The sequence below is a fragment of the Mesorhizobium sp. M0208 genome, assembly GCF_040322015.1.
Classification (GTDB): domain Bacteria; phylum Pseudomonadota; class Alphaproteobacteria; order Rhizobiales; family Rhizobiaceae; genus Mesorhizobium.
The window spans coordinates 1-21236 of record NZ_JAMYSP010000060.1; the positions used below are offsets into that span (position 1 = coordinate 1).

26 protein-coding genes and 1 tRNA gene are annotated in these 21236 nt (G+C 64.4%); 8 read left to right on the forward strand and 19 right to left on the reverse strand.

The features are described 5' to 3' along the window. Positions 1–215, reverse strand: a 215-nt coding sequence (locus tag NKJ17_RS31645) for a hypothetical protein (RefSeq protein ID WP_352691641.1), incomplete at its 3' end; no start/stop codon positions are given. Positions 216–382: 167 nt separating this feature from the next. Between NKJ17_RS31645 and NKJ17_RS31650 the strand changes: the two genes are divergently transcribed. From NKJ17_RS31650 to NKJ17_RS31660, 3 genes are all read left to right on the forward strand, one after another. Then, positions 383–1360, forward strand: coding sequence for a DUF3592 domain-containing protein (locus NKJ17_RS31650; protein WP_352691642.1), 978 nt, complete (start codon positions 383–385; stop codon positions 1358–1360). 499 nt (positions 1361–1859) lie between these two features. Further along, positions 1860–2381 carry a hypothetical protein gene (locus NKJ17_RS31655; protein ID WP_352691643.1) on the forward strand — a complete coding sequence of 174 codons (522 nt, stop codon included), beginning with the start codon at positions 1860–1862 and terminating at the stop codon, positions 2379–2381. Further along, positions 2374–2997 carry a hypothetical protein gene (locus NKJ17_RS31660; RefSeq protein ID WP_352691644.1) on the forward strand — a complete coding sequence of 208 codons (624 nt, stop codon included), beginning with the start codon at positions 2374–2376 and terminating at the stop codon, positions 2995–2997. Before NKJ17_RS31655 ends, NKJ17_RS31660 begins: the two co-directional genes overlap by 8 nt. A 12-nt stretch (positions 2998–3009) precedes the next feature. On the opposite strand, the gene NKJ17_RS31665 is transcribed toward NKJ17_RS31660, so the two are convergent. From NKJ17_RS31665 to NKJ17_RS31675, 3 genes are all read right to left on the reverse strand, one after another. Further along, on the reverse strand, positions 3010–3294 hold the full coding sequence (locus NKJ17_RS31665; RefSeq protein WP_352691662.1) for a PilZ domain-containing protein: 285 nt from the start codon (positions 3292–3294) through the stop codon (positions 3010–3012). Between the two features lie 175 nt (positions 3295–3469). Next, complete coding sequence (locus tag NKJ17_RS31670) at positions 3470–4054, reverse strand: BA14K family protein (protein ID WP_352509639.1); 585 nt, start codon at positions 4052–4054, stop codon at positions 3470–3472. Positions 4055–4105: 51 nt separating this feature from the next. Further along, a complete protein-coding gene (locus NKJ17_RS31675; protein WP_254820699.1) occupies positions 4106–4243 on the reverse strand; it encodes a hypothetical protein in 138 nt (45 codons plus the stop codon). Between NKJ17_RS31675 and NKJ17_RS31680 the strand changes: the two genes are divergently transcribed. Next, positions 4242–5354 carry an endonuclease/exonuclease/phosphatase family protein gene (locus NKJ17_RS31680; RefSeq protein WP_352509641.1) on the forward strand — a complete coding sequence of 371 codons (1113 nt, stop codon included), beginning with the start codon at positions 4242–4244 and terminating at the stop codon, positions 5352–5354. The genes NKJ17_RS31675 and NKJ17_RS31680 overlap by 2 nt on opposite strands. A gap of 7 nt (positions 5355–5361) precedes the next feature. Beyond that, on the forward strand, positions 5362–6084 hold the full coding sequence (locus NKJ17_RS31685) for a hypothetical protein (protein ID WP_352691645.1): 723 nt from the start codon (positions 5362–5364) through the stop codon (positions 6082–6084). Here NKJ17_RS31685 and NKJ17_RS31690 read toward each other — a convergent pair. The 4 genes from NKJ17_RS31690 to NKJ17_RS31705 form a co-directional block, all read right to left on the reverse strand. Next, positions 6081–6323 carry a hypothetical protein gene (locus tag NKJ17_RS31690; RefSeq protein ID WP_352477528.1) on the reverse strand — a complete coding sequence of 81 codons (243 nt, stop codon included), beginning with the start codon at positions 6321–6323 and terminating at the stop codon, positions 6081–6083. The genes NKJ17_RS31685 and NKJ17_RS31690 overlap by 4 nt on opposite strands. A 114-nt stretch (positions 6324–6437) precedes the next feature. Continuing rightward, the gene (locus NKJ17_RS31695) at positions 6438–7655 is read right to left on the reverse strand and encodes an ABC transporter permease (RefSeq protein ID WP_352691646.1); all 1218 of its coding nucleotides are present in this window, start codon (positions 7653–7655) and stop codon (positions 6438–6440) included. Between the two features lie 2 nt (positions 7656–7657). After that, on the reverse strand, positions 7658–8368 hold the full coding sequence (locus tag NKJ17_RS31700; RefSeq protein WP_352691648.1) for an ABC transporter ATP-binding protein: 711 nt from the start codon (positions 8366–8368) through the stop codon (positions 7658–7660). 2 nt (positions 8369–8370) lie between these two features. Next, on the reverse strand, positions 8371–9663 hold the full coding sequence (locus tag NKJ17_RS31705) for an efflux RND transporter periplasmic adaptor subunit (RefSeq protein ID WP_352691649.1): 1293 nt from the start codon (positions 9661–9663) through the stop codon (positions 8371–8373). A 111-nt stretch (positions 9664–9774) separates the two neighbouring features. On the opposite strand from NKJ17_RS31705, the gene NKJ17_RS31710 reads away from it, so the two are divergent. Then, entirely contained in the window at positions 9775–10680 is a 906-nt protein-coding gene (locus tag NKJ17_RS31710) for a PhzF family phenazine biosynthesis protein (protein WP_352691650.1), read from the forward strand. A 105-nt stretch (positions 10681–10785) separates the two neighbouring features. Then, positions 10786–10861, forward strand: a tRNA-Lys gene (locus tag NKJ17_RS31715). Between the two features lie 483 nt (positions 10862–11344). Here NKJ17_RS31715 and cobT read toward each other — a convergent pair. Genes cobT through cbiE form a run of 7 tightly spaced genes read right to left on the reverse strand, consistent with a single transcriptional unit; the run spans position 11345 to position 17630 of the window. Beyond that, positions 11345–12355 carry a nicotinate-nucleotide--dimethylbenzimidazole phosphoribosyltransferase gene (gene cobT, locus NKJ17_RS31720; protein ID WP_352477534.1) on the reverse strand — a complete coding sequence of 337 codons (1011 nt, stop codon included), beginning with the start codon at positions 12353–12355 and terminating at the stop codon, positions 11345–11347. 24 nt (positions 12356–12379) lie between these two features. Then, the gene (locus NKJ17_RS31725; RefSeq protein ID WP_352477536.1) at positions 12380–13141 is read right to left on the reverse strand and encodes an adenosylcobinamide-GDP ribazoletransferase; all 762 of its coding nucleotides are present in this window, start codon (positions 13139–13141) and stop codon (positions 12380–12382) included. Then, the gene (locus tag NKJ17_RS31730) at positions 13138–14451 is read right to left on the reverse strand and encodes a cobyrinic acid a,c-diamide synthase CobB (RefSeq protein ID WP_352647041.1); all 1314 of its coding nucleotides are present in this window, start codon (positions 14449–14451) and stop codon (positions 13138–13140) included. The genes NKJ17_RS31725 and NKJ17_RS31730 overlap by 4 nt, the downstream gene beginning before the upstream one ends. Continuing rightward, positions 14448–15254, reverse strand: coding sequence for a uroporphyrinogen-III C-methyltransferase (cobA, locus tag NKJ17_RS31735; protein ID WP_352691651.1), 807 nt, complete (start codon positions 15252–15254; stop codon positions 14448–14450). Before cobA ends, NKJ17_RS31730 begins: the two co-directional genes overlap by 4 nt. Then, positions 15251–16015: a precorrin-4 C(11)-methyltransferase gene (cobM, locus tag NKJ17_RS31740; protein ID WP_352691652.1), complete on the reverse strand. Its 765-nt coding sequence runs from the start codon at positions 16013–16015 to the stop codon at positions 15251–15253. The genes cobA and cobM overlap by 4 nt, the downstream gene beginning before the upstream one ends. Continuing rightward, entirely contained in the window at positions 16012–16392 is a 381-nt protein-coding gene (locus NKJ17_RS31745; protein WP_254818091.1) for a cobalamin biosynthesis protein, read from the reverse strand. The genes cobM and NKJ17_RS31745 overlap by 4 nt, the downstream gene beginning before the upstream one ends. Further along, positions 16389–17630, reverse strand: coding sequence for a precorrin-6y C5,15-methyltransferase (decarboxylating) subunit CbiE (gene cbiE / locus NKJ17_RS31750; protein WP_352691653.1), 1242 nt, complete (start codon positions 17628–17630; stop codon positions 16389–16391). The genes NKJ17_RS31745 and cbiE overlap by 4 nt, the downstream gene beginning before the upstream one ends. Before the next feature lies 1 nt (position 17631). On the opposite strand from cbiE, the gene NKJ17_RS31755 reads away from it, so the two are divergent. After that, the gene (locus NKJ17_RS31755) at positions 17632–18414 is read left to right on the forward strand and encodes a cobalt-precorrin-6A reductase (RefSeq protein WP_352691655.1); all 783 of its coding nucleotides are present in this window, start codon (positions 17632–17634) and stop codon (positions 18412–18414) included. Here the strand turns inward: NKJ17_RS31755 and NKJ17_RS31760 are convergent. From NKJ17_RS31760 to NKJ17_RS31775, 4 genes are all read right to left on the reverse strand, one after another. Beyond that, positions 18378–19142, reverse strand: coding sequence for a precorrin-3B C(17)-methyltransferase (locus tag NKJ17_RS31760; protein ID WP_352691656.1), 765 nt, complete (start codon positions 19140–19142; stop codon positions 18378–18380). The two genes, NKJ17_RS31755 and NKJ17_RS31760, sit on opposite strands and share 37 nt — an antisense overlap. Next, complete coding sequence (locus NKJ17_RS31765) at positions 19139–19897, reverse strand: precorrin-2 C(20)-methyltransferase (protein WP_352691658.1); 759 nt, start codon at positions 19895–19897, stop codon at positions 19139–19141. Before NKJ17_RS31765 ends, NKJ17_RS31760 begins: the two co-directional genes overlap by 4 nt. Next, complete coding sequence (locus NKJ17_RS31770; protein ID WP_352691660.1) at positions 19894–20526, reverse strand: precorrin-8X methylmutase; 633 nt, start codon at positions 20524–20526, stop codon at positions 19894–19896. The genes NKJ17_RS31765 and NKJ17_RS31770 overlap by 4 nt, the downstream gene beginning before the upstream one ends. Positions 20527–20528: 2 nt before the next feature. Beyond that, positions 20529–21236 (reverse strand): 4Fe-4S domain-containing protein (locus NKJ17_RS31775; protein WP_502906592.1); only part of this gene is annotated, 708 nt, incomplete at its 5' end.

Sequence of the window (21236 nt, forward strand, 5' to 3'; positions counted from 1 at the left end):
AGCTGGTCGACAAGGCCAAGAACTGAAGGAAATCCACATTCGTTTCGTTGCGCGTCCTCAGGCTTCGCGCTGCGGGCGCGCGGGGATTTCCAAAACAAGCTGGTCGACAAGGCCAAGAACTGAAGGAAATCCACATTCGTTTCGTTGCGCGTCCTCAGGCTTCGCGCTGCGGGCGCGCGGGGGATTTCCAAAAACAAGCTGGTCGACAAGGCCAAGAACTATCGCAATTTCATTGCCGATCAAGAAAGGCCGGCGGAGCGATCCGCCGGCCTTTTCGCATAAAGATTGTGTGGTTCCCACGCTTGTGGACAGGCGCATTATCCTCATCACCGTGGTATGCCTGTGCGGGGCATGGCACAGAAGTGCCAAAGGGGGCTGAGACTTGGAACTCAAATTTCTGTTGGTCGGGTTTGCCTGCGCGGTTGCCGGCATGCTCTCCCTCGTCACGTTCCTGAAGTGGTGGGAGGTGAGGGCGGTCAGCCGCTGGTCTCCGACGCTGGGAAAGATCGTCTCGTCGCGGGTCGAGGCTCGCGAGGTGACCAGTTCGGGATCCGGTTCGGACAGCAGAGGGTCGACCGAAATGCGCAACTTCCCGGCGATCACCTTCGAATACAAGGTGAACGGCAAGACATTTCGCAGTTCGCACTACAGCGTGCAGGAGAACCTTGGAAACTTTGCCGTGGCGGAAACCCTTGCGAAATTTCCAAACGGCTCTGGCGTAACCGTCTTCTACAATCCGGCCGATCCAGCCAAGGCCGTGATCGAACGCACCATGCCCGAAGGTTCCTTCAAATTCATGGTCCAGCTTTCGGCTGGGCTGGTGGTTGGCGCGCTGGTATTGGTCTTCTCCGTCGGCGGCGCCCTGGAAGCGATCCGGCCGTTTTTGCCCAAGCCGCAGAACCTCGGCGCCGCGGCCCTGCTGCTGTTCATGGGATTGTTTGTCCTGCGCATGGGCTTCGCCCAGAAGTCACTAGCGGAACAGGCGGCGAAATGGCCCATCACGGCAGGACGCATCGACGCCTCGGGCCTGCAGAAATTTGAGACCCGCGACAGGTCCGGAGGCGGCTATCGGCCCTGGCGAACAGTCTTCAAATCCCGCATCGTCTACAGCTATAGCGTCGCCGGCCAGCGCTACGCCGCCGATCGCATCGCTTTCGGCGCAAACGTGACGGCTTCGCTGCCGAGCCTCGTCAGCGGTCAATCACGGCGCTACCTCGAGGGCGACAAGGTCGAGGTCCACTACGATCCCGCCAATCCGGCTGCCGCGGTTCTCGAATGCAGGGTGAGTGGGCTTTGGCTCCTGTGGGTCTGCGCAGTTGGCTTCATAGGTGGAGCCGCGCTGCTTGTCGGGGTGATCTAAGGCTGAAACTGCCGTCCTCGACGCTGTAGATCCAGAGGAAGGGCACTTGTCTTCAGCATCTGACAAGAACTCCGCTGTCGTAGCCCGGCCATGTCAGTCTCAACGTCGCCCCGTCGACCACAATATGGATGACACGGGAGAACGGCTCTTCCGCCGACGGGTCGGATCCGTAGCATTGGCTGGCCGGCGCCACCCAACCCGTGGGTGTCTTGAGAAACATTGCGTGTTCACAGCCGAGAGCAGGGACCGACAGCGCATCGCGGTACAATGTGTAGACAGTCTGGCGTTGAACATCCGCAACGGCGGTGCAGTTCGATCTGTCCCGGGACCATGTGCCGACATAGGGTTCCGTGGCAAAGGCGCTGCCGCACGAAAATGTTGAGATCGAAATGAGCATCAAGAGATTTCGGATCATCGATTCTTTCTTTCGACCATGACATCGGGCCATGCTAAAGCATTGATGCTTAGACTTCACAATGATGCTGCTCCAGGGACTTAAATGATCATCCGCAAGGCAGCAGCTGTTTTTCTGAGCATGCTGAGCCTGTCGCAAACAGCGAACGCAACAGAATGTTCGCTCAGCCATGCGACCTATCGCGAGCCGCGTTCGGGAGCGACGATACAGTTCCGGCCCACAGACAACGAGCCGGCTGCGCTGACGACCGAGGTCTTTTCGCTGATCGTGCCCAACACCGACCTTCGTCTGCCGTCGGACATCACCTGGACCAATGGCAAGTACTCGTTTCCTGTGGGTACGATCCGGCACACCTGCACCGACAACGATCGCGAGGCGGGTCTTGAGGACGGCACCGGACTGTGCAGAGTGTGGGACGGGCAGGTCTATGCGTTCAGTGCAGGCGGTGCCGAGCAGCTGAGTTCCCGCGAAACTTCGCCGGCACCGGCAGGGTTGCTGTTGCCTGACTTCGGCGCGATTTTTACCGAATGGTCCGATTTCGCCAAAGCCAATCCCGACGGTTCGGCCTGGGACGCCTTTAGCTTGACGGGTTGCAGCGATGAATAACAAGAGACTGCCGGCCTGCATCTGCACCCTGTCGGTCCTTGTGGCCATGGCCCCGGGGGCTCGTGCCGACCAAAGCACGCCGTCGCGTCCGCCCGTCGACAAATGCAGTTGGGAACGGTTGGCGGACAGGGATGTCGGGCTGGCTGCCTGGGTACAGCGCTGCGATTTCGGTTTTCGCCGGATTCATTTCGAGCTTGGCGGCAATGCTCTTGCCATCAAATACAGCGATGGCGGTTCGGCCGATCCCGTCGTCGAAGTCTTCGATATGCTGCCTGGCGAGGCCGCCGATGCTGCGTTGCGGCGCATTTTTACGCAGAAGACCGAGAAAGCCATCAGCACACGTTGCGTGCTCATGCCTTACACCGAAGGGGCGACGCCCGCGCGCATCCTCCGGTATGTTTTCAGTCCCGATGCCGCCTATCGTGAGGAATTGAAGACCGTCGCCAACCCTGACGAGGTCGGCGAACCGCCTTGCGGCGAATGGGGCGAAGCCCCGGACGGCATTCAGTGTTTCGAGGTGCAATCACCCGAACTGCGAAAGCTGCTATTCGTTCGCGTCGGCCAGGATGAGCCGCTGTTTGACGAGCAGACACTGCAAGTCCTGCCACCCGGATAGCGCCGGTAGATATCAGCCGTAATGCCAACTGGGCTTTGGCTGGGTGCCGGTGAACATCACGCCGATGCGGTCCTCGCGGCGCCAGCGGACCACGGCCTTGTAGGCGATGCCGTCGGTCGGAACATAGAGCAGGAACTCATCGGGCACGCGCGCGTCGATCGAGACCTTCAATTCGGCGCCGCCGGCATGCATGTTGCGCAGCGTGCATGTGACCTCGGAATTGGTCATGCCGGTCAGGATCGTTGCGCCCTTCAAGACGCGCTGCCGGCGTTTGTCCCTCTGTTCGTCCTCGGCCATCGCACGCAATCCAGCCATTTTTCGCGTCTCGGGCGTTCTGATCGGGAGGATTATTAGACCTGCCTGATAAAAATAGCGTTATCAGCAGTCGGGACTGGGAGATGTTCGCGGTTCCTGGCTGGAAGAAAAAGGCGCCGCGAAGCACGGCGCCGAACGATGCTTGTTGTCGGCCTGCTTACCTATAGGGCGAGTAGCATTGCTGGCGCGGCCCGTAATAGGGCTGGAAGGTATTGTCCCAGGCGCGGTACGACCGGTAGCGATTGTAACACCATTGGACATGTGCACTGGAAAGCCGCCCTGCGCGATAATAGCGGCGCGGTGGCGGCGCGTCGTAGTAGTTGTAGCTGTTGTACAGGCTGCCAAGGCCGAGCCCCAGGCCCAAGCCAAGAATCGCGGCACCCGCACCATCATCATAGTAGCCGCCGCGGTAATGGCGGCGATGGTGGCGCCAGCGCCAGCTGTCGTCCCAGCCGCCATTATCCCAGTGTCTCGAAAAATGACGGCCGCGGAAATTGTGGGACCGCCATCTCCAATCGTCGCCGCCGTGCCATTGCCGAAAGCCGCGATTGCGCCAACGCCAGATCTGCCTGTCATTGCCGCCTGCCCAATCTTCACGAATTTGCACGATGTCGGCAGCATTGCCCGCCACCGGCAGCAGAGGTTTGGGTATTGGCCCGGCAAGCGAGGGGGACGAGAGGCCGGTGATCAGACCGAGGGCCATCAGCCCGGATCTGACAGAAGATAAAAAGAGCGGTTTCATCGCACTCTCCGAAGATTCAGGCCCCACGCCCAGAATACCCCGGGGAAGGGCCTATTGATGGAACTTTCCATCTGAACGGAAGATGAACAAAAAGGTTCCGTCAGCCATAGCGAGCGCGCGATCAAGCAGAGCCGCCTGATTTCTGCGCCCTTGTTTTCGGGCGCGCTTGCGGGCAAAGGTCAAAGCCATGTCGCTGCGCCTTGCCACTTTCAACGTCGAAAACCTGATGAACAGGTTTGATTATTCCGGATACCGCAATCAGCTCAACGAAGATCGCACGCTGGCGCTTTTCGACATTCAGAGCGAGGCCGAATACAAGATGCTCGAGCAGGCGCGGGCCATCGCGCAGTCCGACGACACGCGGCAGTTGACGGCGCTGGCGATCGCGGCCACCCGCGCCGACATCATCTGCATGCAGGAGGTCGACAATATCGAGGCGCTGAGGGCATTCGAATATGGCTATCTGTTCAAGATGGTGGGGCAAGGCTACCGGCAGAAATACACCACCGCCGGCAATGATTCGCGCGGCATCGACGTCGCCGTGATGATGCGCAACGAGACCGCGCAGGGCCAGCCGATCGAATTCGTGCGCATGACCAGCTACGCCTATGTCACGTTCGAGCAATTCGGGCTGCACACGGCGGAATTGGCAGCACTTGGACATCAGGCCAATGAGCGCATCTTCCGGCGCGACTGCCTGGAAATCGATCTGACCGTGGCTGGCGCGCCGTTGACGCTCTATCTCGTGCATTTCAAGTCGATGGGCTCGCCCCGTAACGGCCTCGACGGCCGCGAGGCGACAATGCCGCTGCGCATCGCCGAGGCGCAGGCGGTGCGCCGGATCATCGAGGAGCGCTTCGGCAAGGACCATGCCGCCGACAAGCGCTGGGCAATCTGCGGCGACATGAACGACTACCGGCAGCGCGTGAAGATCACTGGCGATGTTTTCGACGGCTATCGCTTCGAGGTGATCGACGAGACCCGGTCCTGCATCGACGTGCTCACTGCCGGCGGTTTTTGCGAAAACGCGGTCGAGCGGCGGCCGGAAATGGACCGCTGGACTTTCTATCACACGCGCGGACCGGAAGAGCGGCATCTCTGCCAACTCGACTACATCCTTTTGTCGAGGGCGCTAGCCAGGCAGAACGCCACCGCCGTTCCCGATATCATCCGTAACGGGCAGCCTTGGCGCACCATATTTCCGGCAGGCCAGGAGGTCGAGCGCTTCCCACGCGCCGGGTGGGACCGGCCGAAGGCATCCGACCATTGCCCGGTAGCAATTGCCCTCGACATGGCGTGAGACAGGCGTGAGTTTCGACCTGCCGCGCAACGTCATCCTGCCGGTCGATGCCATCGACGTCAGGCTCGATCCTGGCCCGCATCCATTCGAGCGCGATAATGCCGAGGCGATCGCGGCGAACTGGCGGCGTGAGACCGCATCGAAGCCGGCGCTTTTCGACGGCACTGTGGTGCTGCTTTCCGCACTCAGCTACCGCGACAATCGCCTCGTCGGCCGCTGCCATGCGGTGCGGTATTCGACCTTCATGCTTTGGCGCAGCAATAGACAGGTGCCTGGCGCCGAACATGCCTACGCGCACGCCTTGCTGGTCGCTGGCGACAATGCGCTGGTGGCGATCCGCATGGCGCCGCATACGGTCAATGCCGGGCGCATCTACTTCGCCGCCGGCTCGTTCGAGCCAACCGATTTCCGCGACGGCCTTGTCGACGTCGACTTCAACATGATCCGCGAGGTACGGGAGGAAACCGGCCTCGACCTATCAGGCGCGACACGCGGCAGGCGCCACTACGCCCTGTCGACGGCAAGCGGCACGGTGATCTTTCGCCGCTACCGCGAGACGGCCTCCGCCGACGACCTGGCACAGCGGATCCGCGCTTTCGTCGCGGCCGAGTCAGAGCCTGAAATCGAAGGTCCTGTGATCATCCGCAATGCAGCCGACCTGCCGGACGGATTGATGCCGCATATGAGACCGCTGATCGAATGGCACTTCGCGCAAGGATTCCGACTCTAACGTCGCGACCTGCCTTCAATAGCCTTGCGGTCGCTGCGGGCAGCGACAAAATACAGCAGTACGCCGAGACCCAGGAGTGCCCCCATGGCCGTTCCCATCGTCTGCCCAATTACCTGCTGGAAGTCAGCTGTGACGCGATCGGGATTATCCATTCCATAACGGATCAAATTCCACCAAAGCCCTGCCAATGCGGCTTCGACGATCACCATCGCCAGAGCCAGTCGCCCTCTCTTGCTCATCCATTGTTCCCCCTTAGTCCCCAACAGCATTGTTATCATTGCAGATTGTCCTGCGACAAGGGCAGGTTGCTTATAAAATTGGCAGCGTCGCGAGGCGACATTTGCTGCAACGCTCTATTCATGCCTCAGCGCGTCGATGGGGTTGAGCCGTGCGCCGCGCAGCGCCGGGAAGAAGCCGAACACCATGCCGATCAGCGCGGAAAAGCCGACCGCAAGCAGGATGACCGCCGGGCTTGGCGCAAACGGGATCGTCAGCGTCAGCGAGGCGAGGCCGGCCAATGCCAGGCCGATCAGGATGCCGATGATGCCGCCAAGCAGCGACAGCACCGTCGCCTCGACCAGGAACTGGATGAGGATGTGCTTTTCGTGGGCGCCGATGGCGAGCCTGATGCCGATCTCGCGCGTGCGCTCGGTTACCGACACCAGCATGATATTCATAATGCCGATGCCGCCGACGAGCAGGCTGACGCCGGCGACGGCGCCGAGCATGCCAGTCATGGTGGTGGTGGCGCTGGCCATGGCATCGGCGATCTGGGTCATGTCGCGGATCGAGAAATCATCGTCTCGGTCGGGCGTGATGCGGCGTGTGTCGCGCAAGATGTCCTCGACGCGCTGCTGCAGCACCGTGGTTGGCGTACGGTCGTCGGCGGCGACATAGATCGATTCGATGTCGCGATTGCCGGCAATGCGACGCTGATAGGCGGCGAGCGGCATCAGCACGACATTGTCCTGGTCCTGGCCGAAGCCGGTATAGCCCTTCGGTTCGAGCAAGCCGATGATCTTGCAGGAGGTGCGGTTAACGCGGATGATCTCGCCTTCGGGGTCACCGGCGCCGAAGAACTGCTGGCGCACCGTCTCTCCGATGAGGCAGACGCCGGTCCCCGAGCGGGTTTCCGAATCGCTGAACGGGCGGCCCGAAACCAGCTTCCAGTCGCGGGCATCGAGATAGGCGCTGTCGGTGCCGGTGACGCCCGAGGTCAGGCTTTCGGTGCCGAAAATGACGCGCACCTGCTTTTGCGACGCCGGCGCGATAGCGCGCGCGCCGTCCAGATGCGCGACAAGCGCTGCGAGATCCTTGTAGGCAAGAGGCCGGACCACCTGGTCGAGCCCTCCAGGGCCGCCAGGCCCCGCCGGACGGCCGGAACGGATGACAAGCAGATTGCTGCCGAGCTTGGAAATATCGGACTTGACCTTCTCGGTGGTGCCCGAGCCGATGGTCAGCATGGCGATGACGGCGGCAACGCCGATGACGATGCCGAGCAGCGTCAAGAACGAGCGCAGCACGTTGCGGCGGATGGAGCGGAGCGAGAGGCGGACGGTTTCCCAGATCATGGCTAGGCCATCTCGAGATTGGCGGTATCCGAGGCAACATGGCCATCGAGGAAACGGATCGTGCGCTGGGCATAGCCGGCAACATCGGCTTCGTGCGTGACCATGGCGATGGTCAGGCCGAGCTCGCTGTTCAGCTGCGTCAGGAGCTCCATGGTCTCGTGCGTGCGGGCGGTGTCGAGATTGCCGGTCGGCTCGTCGGCAACGAGCAGCGTCGGCTTGGTGACGATGGCGCGGGCGATCGCCACGCGCTGCTGCTGGCCGCCGGACAGCTCGGCTGGCGTATGATGCTCGCGGCCAACAAGGCCAACCTCGGCAAGTGCCTGCATGGCAAGGCCGCGACGCTCGCGGGCGCCAACGCCGCGGTAGATCAGCGGCAGTTCGACATTCTCCGCCGCCGTAGTGCGCGGCAAGAGATTATAGCCCTGGAAGACGAAGCCCACATAGAGATTGCGCAGCTGAGCGCGGCGGTTGCGGTCGAGACGGCCGGCATCGATGCCTTCGAAGCTGTAAGTCCCAGCGGTCGGCGTGTCGAGGCAGCCAATGATGTTCATGGCCGTCGATTTGCCGGAACCGGACGGGCCCATGATGGCGACGAATTCGCCGCGTCTGATGGCGAGGTCGACGCCGGCCAGCGCATGCACCCGGGCTTCGCCCTGGCCATAGCTTTTCCACACCTTGTCGAAGCCTATGAGCGTGGTCGCGACCGATGCCACGATCAGCTCCGCTGCTGCGAGGCGGTAATGACTTGTGCGCCTTCCTCCAGGCCGGAAACGATCTCGGTCAGTTCGCCATCTGTCGAGCCGACCCTGACGTTGACCGGATGCGGCCGGCCATTCTCCAGCACGTAAAGCGTGCGCGAGCCGTCGCTTGGCTTCGTCGCTGCCTGGCGCTGGCGGTTGCCGCCGGGGCGTCCCATGCGGCCGGTGAACACGTCGGTGAGGCTCCAGCCGCGCTCCGCCGTCTGCGCCGGCCGGTAGCGGAAGGCGATCGATGGCACGGTGAGCACGTTCTTGGCCTGCTTGGTGACGACCGAGACGGTGGCAGTCATGCCGGGCCGTAACAGAAGCTCGCTATTGTCGACATCCAGCCTTGCATCGTAAGTGACGACGCCGTCGGTGGTGACTGAGGCATAGTAGATGTCGCGGATTTCGGCGTCGAACGGCCGTTCCGGGAAGGCATCGACGGTGAAGCGCGCATGCTGGCCGGGTTTGACGGCGCCGATATCGGCCTCGTCGACCGCCGCCTTCAACTCCATGTTCTTCAGATCGGCGGCGATGACGAACAGGACCGGCGCCTGCAGCGAAGAGGCGACCGTCTGGCCGGGATCGACCGAGCGCGTCAGTATGATGCCGTCGATCGGAGCGTAGATGGTGCTCTTGGCAAGATCCGTCTGCTGCGCCTTGAGATCGGCACTGGCCATGGCGAGGTTGGCTTTGGCAATATCGAGCGCCGCCTTCGAGCGGTCGCGCGTGGCGGTTGCCGCTTCGAGCGACTGGTCCGTCGCCATGCCGCGCTTGGTGAGTTGTGCCGCGCGCACCAGCGCCTTTTCGTTTTCGGCCAGGGTCACAGTGGCGTCCTCGACGCTCGCCGTCGCTGCCTTGGCGGAGGCCTGGGCGCGCTCGATCTGCACCTCCAACTTTGCGGTGCCGAGCGCAGCCAGCACATCGCCCTTCTTCACCAGCTGGTTCTCGTTGACCGAAACCGAGCGGACGACGCCGGAGAGTTCGCTGGAAATATCGACCTGGGTGAGGGGCTGCAGCGTGCCGGTAGCCGAAACCGCGACGGTAAGGTCGGCCATGGCGGCCAGTGTCGTGGTATACTCGATCTTGGCGGGCGAGCCCGCATACCAGGGGTAGCCGACGACACCCGCGGCCACTGCGAGTAGCGCAAGCAGCGCGTAAAACCAACCGCGACGGCGTTTTGTCTTCAGGCCCTGGTGGTCGAGCCCGAGCGCCGTCTCGATGGCGGAAGCGGATTCCGTCTTTGGCAGATTGACAATCTGGTCCACGCCGGCCCCCTATGTTCAGTGATTTCCCATCAGTGCACAAATCAGGCCTTATGGTTCGAAATTCAAATTAAATTTCGCCCATGTTGGGAATGAGGCAGAGGACTTACTGAGATGCAGCCGCGGAATTACTTACTTTACGACGTATTCACCACCAACCGGCTGGCGGGCAATCCGCTGGCCGTGGTGCTCGACAGCGACGGGCTGGACCTTGCTGCGATGCAGGCGGTGGCGCGCGAGTTCAACCTGTCCGAAACCGTCTTCGTGCTGCCGCCTGATAATCCCAAGCATCGGGCCCGCATCCGTATCTTCACACCCGACTATGAAATGCCGTTCGCCGGCCACCCGAGCGTCGGCTCGGCGATAGCGCTCGCCGAAATGGCGGGAGAGGCCGCCGGCATCTTCGTGCTCGAGGAGAATATCGGCCCGGTGCGCTGCGCTGTCAGCAAGCACGATGGTTCGACCTTTGCCGAGTTCGACCTGGCGAAACTGCCGGCGCAGCTGGAATTGTCGGCCGCTCCCGAGGCGATCGGCGCGGCCCTTGGCCTTGGGCCGCACGAGATCGGCTTCGAGAACCACCGCGTTTCGTTCTGGTCGGCTGGAGTGCCCTACGTGACCATCCCCGTCGCCAATCTGGAGGCGGCCGCCCGGATCAGGCTGGACAACCAGGCGTGGTCGGAGTTGGCACCACGCAAGAGCGAATGGGCCTTCGCCAGCCCCTATGTCTATTGCCGCGAGACGGTGCACCATGACAGTGCCTTCCATGTCCGCATGATGGTGCCCGGCAATCCGTCCTACGAAGACCCGGCGACCGGATCAGCGGCGGCCGCGTTCGCCGGCGCGATCATGCATTTCGACGGCCCGACAGACGGCGTTTCACAACTGTGGATCGAGCAGGGGCTGGAGATGGGCCGGCCTTCGCGCATTCGCCTCGAACTGAATGTCGACGGCGGCAAACTGGCCGCCGCTCGCATCGGCGGCCATGCGGTGAAGGTGGCTGAAGGCAGGCTTTTTGTTTGACGACCTCGGCACTTCGGCGATTTGTCGGGAAATGAATCCCACGGGGCTGGACATGGCGGATGGCGGCGGCTATATGCCCGCCAACGCTGGGTTTACCGGCCGTGTGGGTGTGTAGCTCAGTTGGTAGAGCAGCTGACTCTTAATCAGCGGGTCCACAGTTCGATCCTGTGCACACCCACCAAAAATCTCCAGGATTTGGTGGAAAGACCTTAGAACGAGCCGGTTTCATTCACCGCGCTCGTTTCATCAACTTTGGGCTGGCCTTTGGAGTCCGATAGTCTTTGGCGAGGCGTGCTCTTAGCTCGCAGCGCTCGCAGCCGACTGGATCAAACGCTGCGATTGCCGCGCCCGAAAACGCGGCTCAGAAACTTGCCGAACCGAAAAGCGATGCCATTGTCAGCACTCTGACGTCTGTCAGCATCAACGTCGGCTTTTCCCCCTGAAAAGTCGCTGATAAGCCATCAGAAGAAGATCAAGAAAAGGACGAGAATCGATCGGACCGTAGCTGGAATATCTGCCGCGCGAAATCAGCGCACCGCTACCGACAATGAGAAACGCAGCAGAGTAGGCGGGGTGAAACTTTTTCATCCCACCAGATTTATCTGAGAAACATTGCGGACGGAAGCTGCTGCCTTAGGGGATCGAGTTCATAGGCCGTATCCGATCACTTCTCCGAAACACCAGCCTCCGCAAAACTTGCCATCCTGGCGTGGCATTCCAATGCCGAGCGGACGATGTTGACGGCGAGGCAGGCGCCGGAGCCTTCGCCGAGCCTCATGCCGAGGTCGAGCAAGGGCGGCAGGCCGAGCGCCTCCAATAGACGACGGTGGCCGGATTCGGCCGAGACATGGGCTGCCAGGGTGTGGGCGAGGCCAGCAGGGTGCAGCGCTGCCAAGGGTGCCGCTGCGGCGGTGCAGACGAAGCCGTCGAGCAATACCGGCACGCCGAGATGACGCGCAGCCAGCGTTGCGCCCAAGATCGCCGCAAGCTCGCGGCCGCCGAGGGCCGCCGCGAGCTTCAGCGGATCGGCCAGCGCCGGGGCGTGGCGCTTCAGGCCGGCCTCGATGGCGACGATCTTGCGCACGAGGCCGGCATCGTCGACGCCAGTGCCGCGCCCGGTCCATCGTTCGGCGCCGCCGCCGAACAGCGCGGTTGAGATGGCCGCCGCCGGCGTGGTGTTGCCGATGCCCATTTCGCCGAAGCAGACGAGGTCGAGGTCCTTGCTGACCGCGTCGTAGCCGGCCGAGACAGCGGCGAGGAAGGCCTCGTCGTCCATCGACACGTCTTGCGTGAAATCGCCGGTCGGATGATCCAGATCAAGCGGGATGACGTCCAGCTCCGCGCCGGCGATGCGGGCAAGCTGGTTGATGGCGGCGCCGCCGCCGGCGAAATTCGCCACCATCTGCACGGTGACCTCCGACGGGAAGGCCGACACGCCTTGCGCGGTGACGCCGTGATTGCCGGCGAAGACGAAGACCTTGACACGGTCGAGCTTTGGCATGTCGCGGCCCTGCCAGCGCGCCAGCCAGGCGACTATTGTCTCCAGCCGGCCAAGGCTGCCTTGCGGCTTGGTCAGCGTGTCCTGGCGGCGGGCGACGGCATTGGCCGCGGCGTCGCTGCCAATGGGCAGGCCGAGGCAGGCGGCGCGCAGTTCATCGAGCGATTTGAAAGGCATGGGGGCAAAATCTCCGAAACAGAGTCAGGAAAGGGAAATGGAAGCGACGAGCAGGATTGCGATCTCGCCCAGCTGCTGAAGGGCGCCGACGGTGTCGCCGGTCTGGCCGCCGATCTGATTGAGGCAAAGCGCGCGGAAGGCGGCGAATAACAGACCGAGCAGGATGATCGCGAAAACGGCAGCGCCGAACCCAAGCGCCAACAGCGCGACCGCACCGAGTACGGCACCGATGCCAGCTGTTTTAGCCGAGACGGTGCCCGCTTCGGCCGAAAGGCCGTCGCTGCGGGCCGGCTGCAGCAGGTGCATGAAGGCGCCGAGCAGGCCGCGCGAGGCGGCATGCGCGGCAATCAAAGCCAAGAACACGTGGGCTGGGCCGGCGAATCCAGAGAGCACGCTCCAGCGGATCAGCAGCGAGATGCCGAGCGCGCAGGCGCCGTAGGCACCGATGCGGCTGTCACGCATGATCTCCAGTTTCCTGTCGCGGGTCTTGCCGCCGCCAAAACCATCAGCAACATCCGACAGCGCGTCCTCATGCAGGCAGCCGGTGACAAGCAAGATCGCGGCAAGGGCGAACGCTGCAGCAGGACCTCCGGCTAGGCCCAGCCTCGTGCCGACCGCGTAGGCCAGCGCACCGGCCATAGCGGCGGCGAGACCGGCGACCGGTGCAGCCCAGATCGCAGCGGCAAGGCTTCGGCCACGGAAGTCGGCTCGCGGCAGCGGCAGCCGGGTAAAGAAGACGAGGCAAAGCGCGATATCATCGAGAATTTGCTGTTGCGAGGCCTTCATCCGCCCCTCGCAATGGCATGGAAGAACGTGCCGCTGACATTGCCGCGCCGGTAGCCGGAGGCGCCGAGCGGGTTGCCTTGCCCGTCGGCGAGATCGGCCAGCGGCTCGTCATTGCCGGTCGCAACCATCTGCGCGTAGTGGAACTCATGGCCGCGGATCAGCGTGCCTTGGCTGCCGAGCGGACAGCCGGACCGCAGCCGCGCCTCGCGGTAGCCGAGATTCATCTTGCGCTTGGCGAAGCTGGTCGAATGGCCGAGCAGGCCAAGCATCCGATGCGTCTCGCCCGATGCGTCCTCGAGCGCCTCGCCGAGCACCATGAAGCCGCCGCACTCGCCATGCACCGGCCGCGTGGCGGCGAACCTCGCCATGCCCGCCCTGAAATTCGCAGCGGCGGCGAGGCGGCCGGCGTGGAGCTCGGGATAGCCGCCGGGCAGCCAGCAGACATCGCAATTGTCGCCGGGCGCTTCATCGGCGAGCGGCGAGAATGGGACGATCTCGGCGCCGGCCTTGCGCCAATGCGCGGCAACGTGCGGATAGAGGAAGGTAAAGGCGGCGTCCTCGGCGAGTGCAATGCGCTGGCCGGGGGGCGGCAGCGCGTCGCCGAAATTGCCCGGCGCGGGCGTGAATGGCGCCGCCAGAGCCATGATGGCGTCGAGGTCGAGCGAGTGCTCGACCATATCGGCCAGCCGGTCGAGATGCGCCATCAGATTCTCATATTCGCCGGCCTGAACGAGGCCGAGATGACGTTCGGGCAGGTTGAGCGAGGGATCGCGCAGGATAGCGCCGACGACAGGCAAGCCGAGCGCTTCGATGGCATCGCCGCACAGTCGGCGGTGGCGTTCACTGCCCAATCGGTTGAGCACGACACCGGCCATGCGCACATCGGGGTCATAAGTAGCAAAGCCCTTGGCAACGGCCGCCGCCGTGGTCGACTGGCCGGAAACGTCGAGCACCAGCAGCACCGGCAGGCCATAAAGTCGGGCAAGGTCGGCGGCCGAGCCGGTGCGGCCCGGAGCAGCCGGAATTCCATCGAACAGGCCCATGGCGCTTTCGAGGAAGATAAAATCGGCATCTTCGGTCGCTTCGCCGGCCAGTGCGTTAAGCAGGGCGGGCGGCATTGCCCAGCTGTCGAGGTTGATGCCGGACAAGCCTGTGGCGGCGGTGTGGAAGCCGGGATCGATATAGTCCGGGCCGGACTTGGCGCCGCGCACCTTCAGGCCGCGCCGGGCGAGCGCGCGCAGAATGCCGATGGTGACGCTGGTCTTGCCCGAGCCCGAGCGCGGCGCGCCGATGATGATGGCGCGGGTCATGGCTCGCCCGCCAGTGCCGCACGCATAGCGACAATACCGCCGACGACGATCAGCGCCGGCGAGGTCAGACCGGCGGCTGCTGCCTCTTCCGCAATGGTGGCGAGCGTGGCGACGACGATCCGTTCCTGCGGTGTCGTCGCAGCGACAATCACCGCGGTGGGCGTCGAAGGCGCCAGCCCGCCCTCGAGCAGCGAGGCGGCGATCAGTGGCAGATTGGCCATGCCCATATAGATGACCACCGGCTGGCCGGTACGGGCGATGGCCGCCCAGTCGAGGTCGTCATCGGTGCCGGCGGCGTGACCGGTCGCCAGGATCAGCGCCTTGTTGATGCCGCGCATGGTGCCGGGAATGCCGGTGGCGGCCAGCGCGCTGAGGCCGGACGTCAGGCCAGGCAGGATGCGGAACGGGATGGTTTTCCCGGCCAGCGCCAGCGCCTCTTCGCCGCCACGCCCGAAAATATAGGGGTCGCCCCCCTTCAGCCTGACGACGCGCCGGCCCGCGCGCGCCAGCCGAACCAGCAGAGCGGTAATGTCGTCCTGCTTCATCGATGGCTTGCCACCGCGCTTGCCGGCATAGAACAGTTCCGCGCCCTCAGCGACGGCGACGACCGCGGGCGAGACCAGCGCGTCATAAACCAGCGCGTCGCACTGTCCGAGGGCGGCCAGCACTTCCAGCGTCAGGCAGCCGGGATCGCCAGGGCCGGCACCGGCCAGCCAGACATGACCGGGCTCCAGCTGGCGCGGTTTGAAGTTCAGCCGGGTGAGCGCCTGCTCGACCGTAGTGTTTCTATTGCTGCCGCTCACAATCCGTCCCGTCCGCGAAAGCGCCGCTGGTAGTGCGCGTCATACAGTGAACTTTCGCCAAAGCCTTCCGCCGCCAGCGAGCGGCCGACGAAGATGATTGCCGTGCGCTCCATCGGATCGGCGGCCAATTGCGCCTCGATGGTGGCCAGCGTGCCGGTCAGCACGCGCTCGTCCGGCCAGGAGGCACGGAAGACGACCGCGACCGGGCAGTCGGCGCCGTAATGCGGCGTCAGCTCGGCGACGACGCGGTCGATGGCGTGGATGGCAAGGTGGATGGCCAGCGTGGCGCCGGTGCGGCCGAAGCCGGCCAGCGTTTCGCCGGGCGGCATTTTCGAGGCGCGGCCGGAGATGCGGGTCAGCACCAGGCTTTGCGCGACTTCTGGAATGGTCAGCTCGCGGCGCAGCGCTGCCGCCGCAGCGGCGAAGGACGGCACGCCCGGCGTCAGTGTATAAGGGATGCCGTGCTTTTCCAGCCGGCGGATCTGCTCGGCAACTGCGCTCCAGACCGACAGATCACCGGAATGCAGGCGGGCGACATCATGGCCGGCCGCGTGGGCGGCCACATATTCGGCCTCGATCTCGTCGAGTGACATCGGCGCGGTGTCGATCAACCTCGTTCCGGGCGCGCAGTGCTGCAACAGCTCCGGCGCGACGATCGATCCGGCATAGAGGCAGACGGGACAACTGCCGAGCAGGCGGCTGCCGCGCAAGGTGATCAGGTCGGCAGCACCCGGGCCGGCACCGATGAAATGGACGGTCATGCCGCATCTCCGCTGATGGCGATGGCGCAGGTGACAGCACCGAGCACCGTGCGCGGCCCGAGCAGCTTTGCGCCTTTGCCGGCGGCGGCAAGCGCCGAGGCTTCGGAAACAGACGGCGTGCCGGCATGCTCCTGTGATAGGTCGGAGTGGCTGGTCGTAGATGCAGCTTTGAGTTCGTCCTGCTCGACAACGATCACCGGGAGGCGCAGTTCACGTCCGGCGGCGAAGATTGCCGCTTCATCCTGCTTGAGAGACGCGGTCGCGAGGGCTGAAAGCGCGGGCAGGGCAAGCCCGTGCGCCTCCAGTGCGGTTTCTACCGCAGCAAGCACGTCGCGTGCGCTGACACCTTTGCGGCTGCCGATGCCCGCGACCATCATGGCTTGGCCCAACTCCATTGGGTGACCGGCACAGCCGGCCGCCAGGCCTGCATCGAACCAACCGGCGAAGCACGGGATATAGCGATCCGGGTAAGCTCGCCTCCGAGCGCAGCGTGACGGGAAAGCAGCAGTGCCTCCATCTCCAGGGTCACTGCGTTGGCGACTAGGCGGCCGCCGGCAGGTAAGGCATCGATGGCTCTTTCCAGCACGCCGGCATCGCTGCCGCCGCCGCCGATGAAGATCGCTGCCGGCGTTTCCAGCCCAGCAAGAGCTTGCGGTGCGGAACCTTCAACGACGGCGAGACCGGGAACGCCGCAGGCCGCGGCGTTACGTCGGATGCGGACGGCGCGGGCCGGATCGGCCTCAACGGCGATGGCACGCATGGAAGGATGGGCCAGCATCCATTCGATGCCGATGGAGCCCGATCCGGCGCCGATGTCCCACAGCAGTTCGCCGCGCCTTGGCGCGAGAGCGGACAGGGTGACGGCGCGCACTTCGCGCTTGGTGATCTGGCCGTCATGCTCGAACAAACGATCGGCAAGTCCCGCTGTCAGCGGCAGGATGGGTGCTTGCGGAGTCGATTCAACTTCGATCGCGAGCACGTTGAGCGGATTGATCTTTGCGAGGTCGAAGGTGCCGGCGCTCGCCGAGCGCAGCCTTTCGTTCGGCCCACCCAGCGCCTCCAGCACCGTCAACCGCGAAGCGCCGAAGCCAAGTTCGATAATGAGACGGGCAATCGCTCCCGGTGCATCGCTGTCCGAGGTCAGCGCGAGAATGCGGGTGCAAGGATGCAGCAACGGCCGGATCAGGTCGAGCGAGCGGCCATGCAGCGAAATGGTCTCGACGTCCTGCAGCGCCCAGCCCAGGCGTGAGGCGGCCAGCGAAAAGGCCGAGGGCGCGGGGATCACCCGCATATCCTCTGCCGCGACCTTGCGGGCGAGGGTGACGCCGACACCGTGGTAGAAGGGATCGCCGGAGGCCAGCACGCAGACGCGTCTGCCGGAGAGCGCCAGCACGTCGCGCATCTCGGCATCGAAGGGCGTCGGCCAGGCGCGCGCTTCACCTTTGATCAGTGATGCGACAAGGGCGAGGTGGCGCTTGCCGCCGAAGACGAACTCGGCCTCAGCGATCAACCGCTTGGCCTCGTCGCCGAGACCCGCTACACCGTCCTCGCCGATGCCGACGATCGTAAGCCACTTTGAGGTGAGCTTGGCGCCGCGCGGAGCTTCAGCAGGCATAATGACCCACCGCATTCTGATCCTCGGCGGAACCACCGAAGCACGGCAACTGGCCGGCAAGCTTGCCGCGCGCGCGGATATTTCGGTCATGCTGTCGCTGGCCGGTCGTACCGAAAACCCGGCCGCGCAGGGGGTGCCGGTGCGGGTCGGCGGCTTCGGCGGTGCCGGCGGGCTGGCGGCGTATCTCCGCCAGAACAAGATCGACCTGCTGATTGACGCCACGCATCCCTATGCGGCGCAAATCTCCGCCAATGCGGCGGAAGCAGCGCGCATGACCGGCGTGCCTATGGTTGCGCTCAGGCGTCCCGGATGGGAGGCGGTCGAAGGTGATCGCTGGACGTTGGTCGACACCGTTGCCAGCGCGGTGACGGCTTTGGGATCGGTGCCGCGCCGTGTGTTCCTGGCGCTCGGGCGGCAGGAGGTCGCTGCCTTCGAGGCAGCTCCCCGGCATCATTATCTCATTCGCAGTGTCGACCCGGTCGAGCCCAGGCTCGCTGTGCCCGACGCGGCCTATCTCTTGGCGCGCGGGCCGTTTCATGAGGTCGATGAGCGCGCGCTGCTCGAAAGCCGTGGCATCGAAGTCGTTGTTTCCAAAAACAGCGGCGGCGAGGCGACCTACGGCAAGATCGCGGCGGCGCGGGCGCTCGGTGTCGAGGTGATCATGATCCGTAGGCCGGCGTTGCCGGACGTTACGTCGGCCGAAACCATCGAATCGCTTGCCGCTATGGTCGATCATTTTCTGGTCGGTCATGTTCTTGGGCCCGCTGCCGAACGCGGCGTGTAGACCAGCGCGGCCTTGTCACGCCGCTTGATGATCCTGGTTTCCGGCGAGCCGATGATGATGCAGGTGGCCATGTCAGCCTTCGCGGCATCGGCGTCGGCCAGCAGAAAAACCTCGATGCGCTCGTCGGGACGGCCGGCGGCACGGCCAAAGATCACCGGCGTGGTGCCGGGCAGGATCGCCGTCAGGCATTCGAACGCGCGGCCAAGCTGCCAGGGGCGTGCCTTGCTGATCGGATTGTAGAGCGCGATGACGAAGCCGGCGCCCGCCGCCGCAAGTAGGCGCAGCTCGATCAAATCCCACGGCTTCAGATTGTCGGACAACGAGATGGCGCAGAAATCATGGCCGAGCGGCGCGCCGATGCGGGCGGCGACGGCGAGCATGGCGGTAATGCCGGGCACGATAGCGATGTCGACCGTGCGCCATTCGGGTGGGCCCGCCTCGATCGCCTCGCAGACGGCCGCCGCCATGGCGAAGACGCCGGGATCGCCGCCCGACACGACGGCGACATCGTGGCCTTCCGCAGCCTTCAGCAGCGCGTCCCTGGCGCGCGCGAGTTCCTCGCGATTATCGGAAGCGACGCGGGTCTGCTCGGGGCGCAGATCTAGCCGGTCGAGATAAGGCTTGTAGCCATAGAAGAATTTTGCCTCGCCAACGGCGCGGCTGGCTTCCGGCGTCACCTGGTCGGCGTTGCCGGGCCCGAGGCCGATGACGGTGAGGCGGCCGCTCATGCTTCGGCTCTCAATGCGCTTGGCCGGCCCGACCAGCCGGCCACCAGAACGATGGCGAAATAGGGCGCCTGGTCGTCCTTTTTATCGGCCAGCCGCATCGAGACGCCGCCCGGCATGGTGCCGCGCTCGACGTAGACGGCCCGCGCCAGTTTGTCGGTTGCCTCCAGCGCGCGCCTGATCTTGGGCAGGTTGCGGCCGACCTTCATGATCACCGCAGCGTCGGTGTCGGCGAGGCGACGCGTCAGCTCGAATTCGCTCATCGTGCCCGGCAGCACCGTCAGCACGTCGTCGCCCTGGACGATCGGCAGGCCGGTCGCCGACCAGCAGCCGGACATGGCGGTGACGCCCGGGATGACTTCGGTCGGAAAGCGGTGCGCCAGCCGGACATGAAGATGCATGTAGGAGCCGTAGAAAAGCGGGTCGCCCTCCGAGAGCACCGCGACCATCCTGCCGGCGCTGAGGTGCTCGGCGACCTTTTCGGCCGATTGCTCATAGAAATCGGTGATCTGCGAGCGGTAATCGCTGTGATCCTTGTCGATTTCGGTTGTCACCGGATAGAGCAGCGGCAGTTCAATCAAATCGGGGCGAAAATGGGCACCGACGATGGCGCGCGCATTGCTGTTGTTGCCGCGCTTGGCGAAATGCGCAACGACATCGGCCTCGGCCAGCGCACGCACCGCCTTCAGCGTCAGCAGGTCGGGGTCGCCGGGACCGGTGCCGACGCCGACCAGTCGACCTTTTGCGATCACGTTCATAGGCCCGGCCTCGCCAATGCATTGAGGGCGGCGGCGGTCATGGCGCTGCCGCCCAGCCGGCCGCGCACGATGGCGTAAGGCACGCCATAGCAATTTTCGGCCAGCGCATCTTTCGATTCGGCGGCACCGACAAACCCGACCGGCATGCCGATAATCGCCGCCGGCCTCGGCGCGCCGTCGCGCAGCTTTTCCAGCAGATAAAACAGGGCGGTCGGCGCATTGCCGATGGCGACGACCGAACCGGCCATGCGCTCGCCCCACAGGTCGATCGCCGCGGCCGAGCGGGTGTTGCCGATCTTTTTCGCGATGTCGGCGGTCCGCGGATCGCGCAGCGTGCAGATTACCTCGTTGCCGGCAGGCAGCCGGGCGCGCGTGACGCCGTGCGAGACCATCTGCGCGTCGCAGAAGATCGGCGCGCCGGCGCCCAACGCTGTGCGCGCGGCGGCGACGAAATCGGTCGAGAAAACGAAGTGCCGCGCGGCCTCGACCTGGCCGCATGCATGGATCATGCGGATAGCGACGTCGGCCTCGGCTTCGGAAAAGCGCGACAGGTCGGCCTCGGCGCGGATGATGGCGAAGGAGCGCTCATAGATCGCCGTGCCGTCATGGATGTAGTCGTAGGCGGTCATGTTCATTCCTGTCGGTAAGCTTTGACGACGCCCGCCGTGCCGAGCCTCGCTAGGCAGGCGGCAGCGGTTTCGCCGGGATGTCTTGCGCTGCGGATCGCCGCTGCAACGCGGCCGATGCCGTGCGCGGCGTCGTAGCCCGGCCTGTATCCGGCGGGCAATGCCTTTGCCGTCCCGTCCACGACAAGCCCGGCTCCGTTTTCGCCACCGACCAGGGTCAGCTTCGCCGGACCGGGATGGGCGCAGCCCTTGGCGCAGCCGGAGATGTGCAGCGTCAGCGAGGAATCGAGGATGTCGCGGTTTTCTGTAGCGATGATCTCGGCGATGTCGCGGGTAGCGATGCGGCCGGAGGCACAGGCGGGTGCGCCAGGGCAGGCGGCGATTTTCGTGCGCGGATCGGCTGCGTCGGTGACAAAGCCGAGGGTTGCGGCGGCTTGGTGCAGCTGGGGGCAGGCGGCCGGTGGCAGGCCGATGAAAAGCAGCGCGCGGCTTGGAGCGAGACGGATTTCGGTGACGCCCAGGGCGATGGCTTCTTGCGTGAGGCCGATGAGTTTTTGCGCGGGCATGCTGCCGAAGGGCAGGCCGATGCCGAGGGCACGGCCGTTGCTCAGGTTGAAGATACCAATGGGCGGGCGAAAGCGTTCGGCGGCGCCCCCCTCTGTCCTGCCGGACATCTCCCCCTCTAGGGGGGAGATTGCGCCTTGGTCTCCGCC

Coding starts and splice junctions, on each gene's coding strand:
- NKJ17_RS31710 (WP_352691650.1), top strand. CDS start 9,775: ATGCAGCCGCGGAATTACTTACTTTACGACGTATTCACCACCAACCGG.
- cbiE (WP_352691653.1), bottom strand. CDS start 17,630: ATGCCTGCTGAAGCTCCGCGCGGCGCCAAGCTCACCTCAAAGTGGCTT.
- cobT (WP_352477534.1), bottom strand. CDS start 12,355: ATGCCTTTCAAATCGCTCGATGAACTGCGCGCCGCCTGCCTCGGCCTG.
- NKJ17_RS31660 (WP_352691644.1), top strand. CDS start 2,374: ATGAATAACAAGAGACTGCCGGCCTGCATCTGCACCCTGTCGGTCCTT.
- NKJ17_RS31770 (WP_352691660.1), bottom strand. CDS start 20,526: ATGACCGCCTACGACTACATCCATGACGGCACGGCGATCTATGAGCGC.
- cobM (WP_352691652.1), bottom strand. CDS start 16,015: ATGACCGTCCATTTCATCGGTGCCGGCCCGGGTGCTGCCGACCTGATC.
- NKJ17_RS31725 (WP_352477536.1), bottom strand. CDS start 13,141: ATGAAGGCCTCGCAACAGCAAATTCTCGATGATATCGCGCTTTGCCTC.
- NKJ17_RS31690 (WP_352477528.1), bottom strand. CDS start 6,323: ATGAGCAAGAGAGGGCGACTGGCTCTGGCGATGGTGATCGTCGAAGCC.
- NKJ17_RS31665 (WP_352691662.1), bottom strand. CDS start 3,294: ATGGCCGAGGACGAACAGAGGGACAAACGCCGGCAGCGCGTCTTGAAG.
- NKJ17_RS31670 (WP_352509639.1), bottom strand. CDS start 4,054: ATGAAACCGCTCTTTTTATCTTCTGTCAGATCCGGGCTGATGGCCCTC.
- NKJ17_RS31680 (WP_352509641.1), top strand. CDS start 4,242: ATGTCGCTGCGCCTTGCCACTTTCAACGTCGAAAACCTGATGAACAGG.
- NKJ17_RS31755 (WP_352691655.1), top strand. CDS start 17,632: ATGACCCACCGCATTCTGATCCTCGGCGGAACCACCGAAGCACGGCAA.
- NKJ17_RS31760 (WP_352691656.1), bottom strand. CDS start 19,142: ATGAGCGGCCGCCTCACCGTCATCGGCCTCGGGCCCGGCAACGCCGAC.
- NKJ17_RS31675 (WP_254820699.1), bottom strand. CDS start 4,243: ATGGCTTTGACCTTTGCCCGCAAGCGCGCCCGAAAACAAGGGCGCAGA.
- NKJ17_RS31730 (WP_352647041.1), bottom strand. CDS start 14,451: ATGACCCGCGCCATCATCATCGGCGCGCCGCGCTCGGGCTCGGGCAAG.
- NKJ17_RS31695 (WP_352691646.1), bottom strand. CDS start 7,655: ATGATCTGGGAAACCGTCCGCCTCTCGCTCCGCTCCATCCGCCGCAAC.
- NKJ17_RS31765 (WP_352691658.1), bottom strand. CDS start 19,897: ATGAACGTGATCGCAAAAGGTCGACTGGTCGGCGTCGGCACCGGTCCC.
- NKJ17_RS31655 (WP_352691643.1), top strand. CDS start 1,860: ATGATCATCCGCAAGGCAGCAGCTGTTTTTCTGAGCATGCTGAGCCTG.
- NKJ17_RS31745 (WP_254818091.1), bottom strand. CDS start 16,392: ATGATGGTCGCGGGCATCGGCAGCCGCAAAGGTGTCAGCGCACGCGAC.